15 protein-coding genes are annotated in these 10432 nt (G+C 61.2%); 5 read left to right on the top strand and 10 right to left on the bottom strand.

Going from position 1 to position 10432, the window contains the following annotated elements; all coding sequences use genetic code 11:
• The first annotated feature begins 236 nt into the window (after nucleotides 1-236).
• Both O0879_RS23795 and O0879_RS23790 read left to right on the top strand, forming a co-directional pair.
• Nucleotides 237-1262 carry an OmpA family protein gene (locus O0879_RS23795; protein WP_289899244.1) on the top strand — a complete coding sequence of 342 codons (1026 nt, stop codon included), beginning with the start codon at nucleotides 237-239 and terminating at the stop codon, nucleotides 1260-1262.
• Between the two features lie 70 nt (nucleotides 1263-1332).
• On the top strand, nucleotides 1333-2280 hold the full coding sequence (locus O0879_RS23790; RefSeq protein WP_289919133.1) for a YihY/virulence factor BrkB family protein: 948 nt from the start codon (nucleotides 1333-1335) through the stop codon (nucleotides 2278-2280).
• A gap of 60 nt (nucleotides 2281-2340) precedes the next feature.
• Here the strand turns inward: O0879_RS23790 and O0879_RS23785 are convergent, their stop codons facing one another.
• The 3 genes from O0879_RS23785 to O0879_RS23775 form a co-directional block, all read right to left on the bottom strand.
• Nucleotides 2341-3432: an AI-2E family transporter gene (locus O0879_RS23785; RefSeq protein WP_251350953.1), complete on the bottom strand. Its 1092-nt coding sequence runs from the start codon at nucleotides 3430-3432 to the stop codon at nucleotides 2341-2343.
• A gap of 177 nt (nucleotides 3433-3609) precedes the next feature.
• Entirely contained in the window at nucleotides 3610-3921 is a 312-nt protein-coding gene (locus O0879_RS23780) for a BON domain-containing protein (RefSeq protein ID WP_046682432.1), read from the bottom strand.
• Between the two features lie 82 nt (nucleotides 3922-4003).
• Nucleotides 4004-4558 (bottom strand): hypothetical protein, encoded by a 555-nt coding sequence (locus O0879_RS23775; RefSeq protein ID WP_071078642.1) that lies wholly within the window; start codon nucleotides 4556-4558, stop codon nucleotides 4004-4006.
• 265 nt (nucleotides 4559-4823) lie between these two features.
• Between O0879_RS23775 and O0879_RS23770 the strand changes: the two genes are divergently transcribed.
• From O0879_RS23770 to O0879_RS23760, 3 genes are read left to right on the top strand one after another with little or no spacing between them, the layout of a single operon-like run.
• On the top strand, nucleotides 4824-5276 hold the full coding sequence (locus O0879_RS23770) for a glycine zipper 2TM domain-containing protein (protein WP_077401560.1): 453 nt from the start codon (nucleotides 4824-4826) through the stop codon (nucleotides 5274-5276).
• A gap of 59 nt (nucleotides 5277-5335) precedes the next feature.
• Entirely contained in the window at nucleotides 5336-5488 is a 153-nt protein-coding gene (locus tag O0879_RS23765; RefSeq protein WP_010396415.1) for a DUF3309 family protein, read from the top strand.
• Nucleotides 5489-5532: 44 nt separating this feature from the next.
• A complete protein-coding gene (locus tag O0879_RS23760; protein ID WP_289899245.1) occupies nucleotides 5533-5835 on the top strand; it encodes a hypothetical protein in 303 nt (100 codons plus the stop codon).
• Between the two features lie 28 nt (nucleotides 5836-5863).
• On the opposite strand, the gene O0879_RS23755 is transcribed toward O0879_RS23760, so the two are convergent.
• The 7 genes from O0879_RS23755 to O0879_RS23725 all read right to left on the bottom strand — a co-directional run bounded on the left by O0879_RS23755 (nucleotide 5864) and on the right by O0879_RS23725 (nucleotide 10338).
• The gene (locus O0879_RS23755; RefSeq protein ID WP_099664887.1) at nucleotides 5864-7018 is read right to left on the bottom strand and encodes a patatin-like phospholipase family protein; all 1155 of its coding nucleotides are present in this window, start codon (nucleotides 7016-7018) and stop codon (nucleotides 5864-5866) included.
• A gap of 135 nt (nucleotides 7019-7153) precedes the next feature.
• Nucleotides 7154-7492, bottom strand: coding sequence for a hypothetical protein (locus O0879_RS23750; RefSeq protein ID WP_035826249.1), 339 nt, complete (start codon nucleotides 7490-7492; stop codon nucleotides 7154-7156).
• A gap of 21 nt (nucleotides 7493-7513) precedes the next feature.
• Nucleotides 7514-7900 (bottom strand): phage holin family protein, encoded by a 387-nt coding sequence (locus O0879_RS23745; protein WP_034758936.1) that lies wholly within the window; start codon nucleotides 7898-7900, stop codon nucleotides 7514-7516.
• An 18-nt stretch (nucleotides 7901-7918) separates the two neighbouring features.
• Nucleotides 7919-8221 carry a DUF883 family protein gene (locus O0879_RS23740; protein WP_035826246.1) on the bottom strand — a complete coding sequence of 101 codons (303 nt, stop codon included), beginning with the start codon at nucleotides 8219-8221 and terminating at the stop codon, nucleotides 7919-7921.
• A gap of 58 nt (nucleotides 8222-8279) precedes the next feature.
• Nucleotides 8280-8816, bottom strand: coding sequence for a ferritin-like domain-containing protein (locus O0879_RS23735; protein ID WP_070224913.1), 537 nt, complete (start codon nucleotides 8814-8816; stop codon nucleotides 8280-8282).
• A 192-nt stretch (nucleotides 8817-9008) separates the two neighbouring features.
• Nucleotides 9009-9908, bottom strand: coding sequence for an OmpA family protein (locus O0879_RS23730; protein ID WP_099664889.1), 900 nt, complete (start codon nucleotides 9906-9908; stop codon nucleotides 9009-9011).
• A gap of 25 nt (nucleotides 9909-9933) precedes the next feature.
• Nucleotides 9934-10338: a DUF4398 domain-containing protein gene (locus tag O0879_RS23725; protein WP_099664890.1), complete on the bottom strand. Its 405-nt coding sequence runs from the start codon at nucleotides 10336-10338 to the stop codon at nucleotides 9934-9936.
• Nucleotides 10339-10432 lie beyond the last annotated feature (94 nt).

Below are 10432 nucleotides of genomic sequence, written 5' to 3'. Positions count from 1 at the left end.
TTTTTTCAACACCGAAGTCTTTGTCGTGAATCTGCAACACCATTGATATACAACAATGCTTTGTGCGCCAACGCACCGACCAGTTGAACCTGCAACCGTATTCTCTAGTCCAACAGCAGTGCATTTATCGCAAGAAAGCGCACCTGGAATTGTTGTCTACCTCTAGCAATAGCATGTCTGGCAGTTGTCGCATTGATGCAGTAGAGAAAATCTCTTATCAACGTTGGGAGTTACTTGTGAATAATCTAAAAAAAATCGCCGTCGCCGCCGCAGTACTGTGCTCCGCCCTCGGCGCACAGGCCCAGGAAATCAATCCCTCCTGGTACATTCAACCTAGCATCAACGCACTCAAGCCAGATTCCGACTTCGCCACGGATAAAACCGGCTATGGCGCGGGCTTGCGTTTCGGTAAACCCGTTTCGCCGGACTGGGATATCCAGCTGGGCACCACGTATGCCCGCTCCAAGGATGGCGGTCAGCGCTACCAGCAAAATACGCTGGGCGTAGACGGCCTGTACATGTTCTCGCGCAAAGCCTTCCGCCCCTTCCTGCTGGTCGGTGCCGGCATGCAGCGCGACAAGGACACCAGCTTCGCCTTCGGCGAACGCAGCAAGAGCTCGCCGTACGCCAGCGTGGGCCTGGGTTTCCAGTCCAGCATCACGGATCAGTTGTCCCTCCAGGCTGACGTACGCAATGTGCACGGCTTCCTGCGTGGCAACACCTTCGACCCGAGCAGCAAGTCCAACAACTACTACGTCACCGTGGGCCTGAACTACGCGTTCGACAAACCGCCTGCACCGCCGCCACCACCGCCACCGCCGCCAGTGCGTGAAGAAGTCGTCGTGGTCGTGCCGCCACCACCGCCACCACCGCCGCCACGCTTTGAAAAAGTGACGATGGCGGCAACGGAACTGTTCGCGTTCGACAGCGCCAAGCTGGGTCCGACACAGACCAAGCTCGACGAAATCGCCCGCGTGCTGAACGCGGCGCCGGACGTCAACAACGTCGTCATCAGCGGTTATGCCGACCGCATCGGTTCGCCCAAGTACAACCTGAAACTGTCGCAGCAGCGCGCTGATGCAGTCAAGGAATACCTGGTCGCTCACGGTGTCGCCGCCAACCGCCTGACGGCCGAAGGCAAGGGCTCCACCAATCCTGTCGTCACCTGCGATAACAAGAAGCGTGCCGACCTGATCAAGTGCCTGGAACCAAACCGCCGCGTTGAAGTGGAACAGATCACCATCGAACGCCGCGTGCAGTAAGCTCAACAGTGGTACGCCACTCGTGAATAGAAAAAGGGGCTCGCGCCCCTTTTTTGCATTGAAAGCCATCATGAATATTTTCCCCCGCTATCCCAGACTGGCCGGCCTGGCGCCGTTCAGCAAGCAGATGCGCAGCGTCATCGTCTGTTCCGTCACCGAATGGCTGGAACACCGCGCCTCGAGCAAGGGCGCCGCCCTCGCCTATTACACCCTGTTTTCCATCGCCCCCATCCTCGTGCTGGTGATCGCCATCGCGGGCTTTTTCTATGGCCCGGCCGCCGCGCGCGGCGAGCTGATGGGGCAATTGCAGGGCTTGCTGGGCACGCAGGGCGCCGAAGCCATCCAGCTGGTGCTGGCCGGCGCGAAGAATCATGAGCAGGGCCGCATCGCCACCCTCATCGCCAGCGCCCTGCTGCTGTTCGGCGCCACCAGCGTGTTTGCCGAACTGAAAGCCAGCCTGGATGAAATCTGGCAAGTGCCGCCCTTGAAGGAAGCGGGCGCCTGGGACATGCTGCGCACGCGCTTGCTGTCCTTCGGCCTGGTGCTGGTGCTGGCCTTCCTGCTGATGGTGTCGCTGGTGGTCAATGCGGCCATGGCCATCCTCGCCAATTTCTGGGAAGGCGTGTGGAAAGACACGGCCGTGCTGTTTACCATCCTATCGAACCTGATCGGCTTTGCCGTCATCGCCAGCCTGTTTGCCGTCATCTATAAAATGCTGCCGCGCGTGCGCCTGTCCTGGCGCGACGTGGTGATCGGCGCCGTGGGCACGGCCTTCATGTTTTCCCTGGGGAAATATGCAATTGGCGTGTATATCGGCAATAGCGGCGTGGCCAGCAGCTATGGCGCGGCCGGTTCGCTCGTGGCCCTGCTGCTGTGGGTGTATTACTCGGCGCAAATCTTCTTCCTGGGCGCCGAATTCACGCGCCAGTTCGCCCTGCAGCTAGGCAGCATGAAGGATATGCCGAAGACGGACGATGGCGACGTGCAAATCAAGATATTGAAACGCCACCAATCCTGAGCCGGCTGCGGCAAGTCAAAACGGCGCCCGCGGGCGCCGTTTTTCTTGAGTTACCGCAAACTATTCGCCCAGCAGCTCGGCCACCACTTCCATGCCCTGCACGCGCTCGGCCACGACTTTCACGATGACGATGATGGGCACGCCCAGCAGCAAGCCCCATACGCCCCACAGCCAGCCCCAGAACAGCAGGCTGATGAACACGGCCGTGGGATTCATGCGGGCGATGCGCCCCGTCATCCAGGTGGTGACAAAGGTGCCCACCAGGGTGGCAATCGCCATCGACGTGCCCGTTACCAGCAAGACCATTTCCAGCGATTCGAACTGCAAAAAAGCCACCAGGCCCGTGGCGATGGTGATGAGCAAGGGGCCGAAATACGGCATGATGTGCAGCAAGCCGGCCACGATGGCCCAGGCGCCCGCGTTTTCCAGGCCGATCACGCGCAGAGCGATCCACATCAGGACGGCCAGCAAGCCATTCGTGACGAGCAGCATGAACATATAGTTCTGGATCGAGGTATTGATGTCTTCCAGGATGTGCACGGTGACTTTCTTGCGGCTCAGCGACGGCCCCGTCAGCTTGACGAGCTTGCGCTTGAAGGTATCGCCCGACAGCAGCAGGAAAAACACGAGGAAGATGACCATGGTGGCCTGGCTGAGGAAGCCCACCAGGCCCAGCGAGCCGGCCCAGACCCAGTCCATGATCTTGAAGTTGGGCGCCTCGGCCGCGGCGGCGCGGCGGTTGTTGCGGCGCGCTTCGGCGCCGGCGGCCACTTGCTCGATTTCATTGGCCACGGCCTGCATCTTCTGGAAGGTGCTGTTCTTGCCGCCCGTATTGGCGGCGATCAGGCGCGACAGTTTATGCGTGGCGGCCGGCAATTCTTCCACGATGGATTCGAATTCGCCCTGCACGCGCTCGACGACGACGATGGAGCCGAACAGGATCAGGGCCGTCACGGCCGTGGCGGCGATGGCGCGCGGCAGGCGCAGCTTTTCCAGCCAGGCGACGACGGGATTGAGGGTGTAGGCAATGAAAATGCCGAAGATGACGGGAATGAGGAATTTCTGTGCCCACTGCAGCGCATAAATGAAGCTGACGGTGGCGATGATGCCCAGCGCCATGCCGCGCGCATTGACATGCAGCGGTAAACGCAGGGATGCGTCCGGATTCTCCACGGGCGCGCCGGGAAGTGGCCCGGCAGGCTCGGTGGAGGCGGCCGCCACCGGCTCGGGCGGGGTATCTGTAGGCTGGATATGCATGCGATTCCCGCGACGGTCGGTGGTGGGCCGCAGGGCCAGCCGTGGGGCGGGCCGCTGCGGCAGGTCAGGCCATTACTTGACGCGGATGTCGTTCTTCACCGACTTCACGCCCTTGACGCCACGGGCGACTTCGCCTGCTTTGGCGGCATCCGACGGCTGGGCCACGAAGCCGCTCAGCTGAACCACGCCCTTGAAGGTTTCAACGTTGATTTCCGTCGATTTCAGGGTAGGCTCGTTGAAGATGCTGGCTTTCACCTTGGTGGTGATGGCCGCGTCGTCGATGTACTCGCCCGTGCCTTCCTTGGTTGGGGTCGAAGCGCAACCTGCAACGGCGAACAGGGAAGCGACGAAAAGGCCAGTAGCGATAGATTTAGTGAATTTCATGGTGGTTTCCTTAGGAGTGGTCAATCAATGTGCTCACAATGAGCTTCTTATACCAGTCTGGTGACTGCGCCCCGGAGGGAGCTCAGTAGCCGAACTGGGTTTTTGCAGCCTTGATACAGTCATCCTTGGCTGCGCCGGCTAATGCATCGCATTTTTCTGTCGCGACCTTGTACTCGGCTTTTCTTTTTGCTTCGCGCGCATCGCTGCGCGCTTCGATGACTTTCTTGTCTGCCTTGGCGTCGGCCAGGGCCGCCACCTTGGTGGACTTGGCCAGCTTGACGCAGACATCCTTGTCGTTGCCCGTCAGCGCATTGCAGCGCGCCAGGTCGACGTCGTAGTTGGCATCGGCAATCTTGATGCGCGCCTTGGTGTAGGCACGCAGGGTATTCGTGTATTGCGCCTGGGCCACGGCTTCATCGTAGGCGCGCACGGCCTTCGCTTCGGCGATGCAGACATCCTTCGGGTTGCCCGTGATTTTTTCGCATTCCGCATGCGCCAGCTTGTAATTCAAGCCCGCCTGCTCGTTGGCCGCCTTGTACGCTGCTTTCGCTTCCGGCGTGGCAGCCACTGCCTGGCCGCCCCAGGCGGCGCACGCCAGGCTGACGACGATGGCGGTGAAAAGCTTATTCTTGTTCATGTATTTCTCCCTGGTGGTAGCAAGCATGTCTGCTTGGCATGACTACCGTTTTACGTGGATCGCCGCCTCTCTTCTGTACGCTGCCGTACACAAGTAATTTATTTTGAAAGCGGGAGGCAGACAGGGAGAAATAACAACGTTTTGCGGGATCGCCGTGGTAAAAAATACCATTTCGACATGAAATAAGTACGTGCGGCAGCGTACAGACCGGGGGCGGGGGCATGACTAAGATGGCACTACACCCTCACCTCGTCAGGAGAATAAAATGAAAACCAACGCCACCATGGCTGCACTGATGCTCGCCGCCACCGCCGTACTGAGCGGTTGCGCCACCGGCCCTTCTTACCAGTCACAACAACCATACTATCCAGCCAACCAGCCTGAGTCCGCCATGTACGGCACCGTCGATTCCATCCAGCTCGTGCAGGGCGGCGGACAAACCAGCGGCGCCGGCGCCGTCGTGGGCGGCATCGCGGGCGCCCTGCTGGGCAACACCATCGGCTCGGGCGGCGGACGCACGGCCGCCACCGTGGCGGGCGCCGTCGCCGGCGGCGTCGTGGGCAACCAGGTGGAAGGCCGCAGGCAGCAAGCGCAGGGCTACCAGATCAGCGTGCGCCTCGATAACGGCGAATACCGCACCGTGGTGCAGGACAACGCAAATGACTTGCGTCCCGGCAATCGCGTGCGCATCGTTGACGGCCGCGTCTACCGCTATTAATCCGCTGGCCAGGCTTGCCCGCAAGCCTGCGCCGGACCATGCACCAACTAGGAGATACCATGGGCACCATCATTCTGATCATCTTGATCCTGGCCCTGGTCGGCGTCCTGCCTACCTGGCCGCATAGCCGCAACTGGGGTTACGGCCCCAGCGGCATCGCCGGCCTCGTCGTAGTGATACTGATCCTGCTATTACTGACGGGCAGGTTGTAAAAAAAGGCGCTACGGCGCCTTTTTTATTTCAAGGAGGAAATATCATGACTATCCACAACACACTCTTGGCCACCCTGTTCGCCTGCAGCCTGGCGCCGCTGGCACTGGCCCAGACGGCCGCGCCGCAGCCGGGCGACCCGCAACGCTGGTATCAGGAAGACAGCACGGCGCAAGCCCAGCTGCGCACCCTGCGCAAGGAAATCGCCGCCGCCCTGGCCGAAGCCAAAAAAGCCTGCCGCTCGGAACCTTCCGCGGCGCGCGCCACCTGCCTGAAGGAGGCGCAAGACACTTACCGGCAAGACATGGCGAACGCGGAAAAACTGCGCGAAGCGGCCCATCCGCAGTAGTGAAGCGTACTCTTGCGACTCGGCCTGATCAGGCGGCGTCGCGCTCGTAGGGCGGCAACTCGTGCACCACGAGCGGCGTATCTTCCGTGACAAAGGCGAGCCAGCCGGCCGCCTTGATCGCGCGCAAGCCATCCTGGTAGCCCTGCTCCCAGCGCCACTCGATGGAGCCCTTGGAAAAATTGATGTCCTTGGCCGCCATGTGCCAGTCGCGCCCCGCGTACGGCAGGCGCACGATGTGCATGGTGCTGTCGCAGCCCAGCGCGACCAGCTCTTCCGTCTGCTGGCGGTTGTGCTTGGTATCGGGCAGCCCGGCGTACAGTTCGCGCAACTTGCGCTGCAAGGTATGCGTATTGACATAATCGGCGATATGCCGCTTCGAGCGCGACGCGAAGGTGACATCCTTTTGCCGCGTCTGCACTTCGTCGAGGGTGGTCGGTTCCGGCCCTTCCGAGCTCCACAGGTCAACCATGAAGACGAGGGTGTCCACGTGGGGCGTGTCGTCGAGCACGGTTTCCAGCGGCGTGTTCGAGTACAGGCCGCCATCCCAATATAAGTCGCCATCGACGCGCACGCCGGCAAAGCCGGGCGGCAAGGCGCCGCTGGCGCGGATATGGTCCGCCGTCAGGGGTTGCTGCTGGCTGTCGAAACTGGTGAGGCTGCCGCATTTGACGCGCAGGGCGTTGACCGTCAGGCGCATGCCGCCGGGCTGGTTCAGGTAATCGAAATCGACCAGGTCTTCGAGGGTGCCGGCCAGTTCGCTGGTGTCATAGAAGCTGGCCTCTTCCGGCTTGACGGCGATTCCTGCCGGAAACATGCTGAACGAACGCGGCTTGAAGAAGCCGGGCACGCCCCGCAGCACCGTATCGAGCGTGGCCAGCCAGATGTTCGAGCGGCGTTGCTGGTCCGATACCAGGTTCATGTCGATGCTGTCGCGGTGCGCCACGCGCTGCCAGAATTGTTTCAAGCGCACGAGCCGGTCTTCGTGCTTGTTGCCGGCAAGAATGGCGGCATTGATGGCGCCGATCGAGGTGCCCACCACCCAGTCGGGTGCCAGGCCATGTTCGTGCAGCGCGTGGTAGACGCCAGCCTGGTAGGCGCCCAGTGCGCCGCCGCCTTGCAGCACCAGCACGATGCGCAGGCGCGAGGGATTTAACTGATTGATCGGTGTCTTTGAATTCGTCATCGAGATGGCCCTCTGTCCGCCGCGCGGGTGCGGCGTGAATCATTGTAAGGGATTGCGCCTGCACGTGCCGGACGTTGGGTACGGGCAAAAAAAAACGCCGTCGATGACGGCGTTCCTGTGCAACACGGCTGGCGTTCAGCGCTTGCGGCGCAGCCAGCTGGCGGCAACGGCGGCCACGGCCACGAGGACCAGGGCCGGCTTGACCAGCTTCTTGCGTCCGATGAAGGACAGCGCCGTCAGCACGTAAGGCATGGCGCCTTGCAAACGCATGCCGCCCGGCGCCAGCAGGGATTCGACGCGGTGGCCGGCAAAGCCGACGGCCGTTTCGACCACGCCCTGCAGCATCGATTCGGGACGCAATGCGTAGCCCACGTTGGCGCGCGCATGCACGATGCCCACGCGGTACATTTCACCCTGGGCGATCAGCAGGCGCTTGCGGGCGGCTTGCGCCGCCAGTTTGTCGTTTTCCGACATGAATTCTCCTCGTAAGGCCGCTTACATCAGCATGTCGCGGTCGGCCTTCAATTCCGCCATGGTGGCCGGCATGGACAGCTTTCCTTGACGCAACATGGCGCGCGCATACATGACCAGGGCAATCGCCAGCAGTACGAACACGACCGTCATGATCGCCAGGATCTTCCAGCCCAGGCTATCCCAGGCCAGGAAGACGATCAGCACGCTGCCGTAAGCGATGGCAAACAAGCCCGCCACGGTCGCCAACGCGAAAATGACAATCAGCTGCAGCATGTGATTGCGCACTTCCGACAGTTCGATGGTGGCCAGTTCCAGCCGCGACAACATCAGTCCGACGGCGTTTTTGGCCAGGCCGGCGACCGAGCCGATCAATCCCGGCCCCTGGTGAGACGAAGCAGACTTGTCCATATCGCTCCTGACAGTGGATTACTTGCGGCCCAGGATGAAGCCAACCAGCACGCCGACGCCAGCGGCGACGGCCACGGTGCGCCATGGGTTTTCCTTGACATAACCGTCTGCCTGGGCAGCCATCTGCTTGGTGGCGACGATGGCCGACGCTTGCGCTTCATGTGCCTTGGCCAGCGCGGCATCCAGGGTTTTCATGCCCTTGACGCGCACTTCGTCGGCTTTTTCGCCGGTCAGGGCGGCAGCGGCGCTGAACAGGGCCTGGGCATCCTTGACCAGGGTTTTGACATCGTTATTGACGGTGGTGATATTGTTTTCCAACATGGTTTAGCTCCTTAGCTGTGGATGAATGTAGTTACTATACCTACTTTACTCAAAAACACTATTCCATTAGATCGCGCATATCATCGGCGTGCTCTTCTTCAACAGCCATGATTTTGATCAACAAATGGCGTGTGGTCGGGTCTTTGTCGCCGATTTTCACGATCATCTGGCGATACGACTCGATCGCCACCCGTTCCGCGATCAGATTGGCACGCACCATGCTTTGCACGTCTTCGGAGTCATCATACTCGGCATGGCTACGCGCAAGCAATGTTGCAGGATTAAAATCTGGCTTGCCATTCAATTGCACGATGCGCTCGGCCAGCCAGTCGGCGTGTTCCTGCTCCTGCTGCGCATGTTCCAGGAACTCGGCCTTGATGGTGCCGTTGTCGCGTCCGCTCACCGTGTAGTAATGGCGTTTATAGCGCGCAATACACACCAGTTCGGTGGCCAGCGCCCCATTCAACAGGGTGATCAACTCCTGGCGGTCGCCCTGATAGCCGGCCGTCACGGCGCCATCGTCCAGGTTTTTCGCGGCGGCGCGGATGGCGGCCGTATCGATGCCAGCTGGAATCTCAACAGATGTTTGGGTCATGATGTTTCCTTTCAAGTCTTGCATGGGTATCCACCGGCCAGGTAGCGGCCGGTGCTGCCTACTAACAAATCAAACACCTGGCAAAACCGTAGCGAGCGGCAGTGAATTGTGGCCGAGAAGCGGAGCTGTGCTATAGCACAGTGAGCATCGGAGGCCGCAAGTCGCGACGCGCAGCAGGTTTGGCCTGGTGTTTTAGCGGCGGGCGGGAATGGCCGTGTTGTCCTCAGACAGGACAATTTCCACCCGGCGATTCAGCTGGCGGTTCGCCGCCGTATCGTTGCCGGCGGCCGGGTAAGCGGCGCCGTAGCCTTTCGTGGCGATGCGGTCGCGGCTGATGCCTTGCTCCAGCAGCGCATTGCGCACGGACTCGGCGCGGCGTTGCGACAATTCCAGGTTATGCGCGGAACCGCCCGTGCTATCCGTAAAGCCTTCGATCAGCACGGTGCGCTGCGGGTTGTTTTTCAGCACGTCGGCCAGCTTGCGCGCCGTATTCGCGCCATCGGCCGTCAGGTTCGCCTTGTCCGTGCCGAACAGCACGTCGCCCAGGGTGATGACCATGCCCCGTTCCGTTTTCTTGGCGGCCAGGTCCGCCAGCTGCGCTTCCAGACCGGCGGCGCGCGCTTGCGCATCGCGGGCCGATGCTTCGGCCGCTTGTGCCTGGGCCTTGGCCGCTTCCGCATCCGCTTGCGCCGACTGGGCGCGGGCCGTGGCCTGGTCAGCCTGCTGCGTGCGCGCATCGAGGCGCAACTGGTCGCGCTGCTTGCCGGCGTTGGCGATATCGGCTTCCGCTGCCTTTTGCTTGGCAACTTCTTGCGCCGTGGCTATCTTTTGCTTGGCAAGGTAGGCCAGCTTGTCGACTTTTTCGCTGTCTTCCTGGCGCGTGGCGGCCGCGTTTGCCGCTTCCAGTGCCGCGCTCGCTTCACGGAATTCGCGTGGCGCATAGGTCGACACGATCGGATTCGATTGCGCCGCCATGTAGTCGCCGCGCGTCTGGTCGAGCAGGCTGGTGGTGGTCGGTGCGGAGCTGCAGGCGGCAACCAGGGCGGCCATGGCCAGCAGGCCGGGAATGGTGGTGTAGGTAGCTTTTTTCATGATGGGGTCCTGTTATTGTTGTTGCTTATTGTTTTGGGGCTTGTTGATTGGCACGGTCGAGCTCTTCGCGCATGACGCGGATGTTCTCGTTGATTTCATCGGCGGCCGATGTCGCCTTGGCCGAATTGGCCTTGCTTTGCGCCAGCTTGGCGTCCGCTTGCGCCTGGTCAGCCAGGTCGCGCGCCGTCTTGTAGTCGCGGTCTTTCAAGGCCTGGTTAGCCATGCGCATTTTTTCGCGGGCCGAACGCATTTCATCGGGAGCCAGGTCGGCGGCGCCGGCGCTGGCGGCGTTATCGACGGCGGCGCGCGACACGGCGACATCGGCCGTGGCGGGCGTTTTCAGGCTGGAACAGCCCGTCATCAGGACGACGGCGCTGATGCAGGCAGCCAGGGCGGTCAAGGGGGTTTTGATGGAATCTCGGTTTGTCATTTTTCTTCTCCTGGAGAGTGAGGTAACGATATAAGTCATACATGGAACGAATCAGGAACTGCGTTTGATGTATGACGTTATAGGCCCCGCATCC

It is taken from the genome of Janthinobacterium sp. SUN120 (assembly GCF_030397735.1).
GTDB classification, from domain to species: Bacteria; Pseudomonadota; Gammaproteobacteria; order Burkholderiales; family Burkholderiaceae_D; genus Janthinobacterium; species Janthinobacterium kumbetense.
The sequence above is the reverse complement of the archived record's forward strand: the minus strand, read 5'-3'. Positions and strand labels throughout refer to the sequence as shown.

Bases quoted from the DNA above. Each gene is read 5' to 3' on its own strand.
- O0879_RS23790 (WP_289919133.1), top strand. From the start codon at position 1,333: ATGAATATTTTCCCCCGCTATCCCAGACTGGCCGGCCTGGCGCCGTTC.
- O0879_RS23780 (WP_046682432.1), bottom strand. From the start codon at position 3,921: ATGAAATTCACTAAATCTATCGCTACTGGCCTTTTCGTCGCTTCCCTG.
- O0879_RS23775 (WP_071078642.1), bottom strand. From the start codon at position 4,558: ATGAACAAGAATAAGCTTTTCACCGCCATCGTCGTCAGCCTGGCGTGC.
- O0879_RS23770 (WP_077401560.1), top strand. From the start codon at position 4,824: ATGAAAACCAACGCCACCATGGCTGCACTGATGCTCGCCGCCACCGCC.
- O0879_RS23765 (WP_010396415.1), top strand. From the start codon at position 5,336: ATGGGCACCATCATTCTGATCATCTTGATCCTGGCCCTGGTCGGCGTC.
- O0879_RS23760 (WP_289899245.1), top strand. From the start codon at position 5,533: ATGACTATCCACAACACACTCTTGGCCACCCTGTTCGCCTGCAGCCTG.
- O0879_RS23755 (WP_099664887.1), bottom strand. From the start codon at position 7,018: ATGACGAATTCAAAGACACCGATCAATCAGTTAAATCCCTCGCGCCTG.
- O0879_RS23750 (WP_035826249.1), bottom strand. From the start codon at position 7,492: ATGTCGGAAAACGACAAACTGGCGGCGCAAGCCGCCCGCAAGCGCCTG.
- O0879_RS23745 (WP_034758936.1), bottom strand. From the start codon at position 7,900: ATGGACAAGTCTGCTTCGTCTCACCAGGGGCCGGGATTGATCGGCTCG.
- O0879_RS23740 (WP_035826246.1), bottom strand. From the start codon at position 8,221: ATGTTGGAAAACAATATCACCACCGTCAATAACGATGTCAAAACCCTG.
- O0879_RS23735 (WP_070224913.1), bottom strand. From the start codon at position 8,816: ATGACCCAAACATCTGTTGAGATTCCAGCTGGCATCGATACGGCCGCC.
- O0879_RS23730 (WP_099664889.1), bottom strand. From the start codon at position 9,908: ATGAAAAAAGCTACCTACACCACCATTCCCGGCCTGCTGGCCATGGCC.
- O0879_RS23725 (WP_099664890.1), bottom strand. From the start codon at position 10,338: ATGACAAACCGAGATTCCATCAAAACCCCCTTGACCGCCCTGGCTGCC.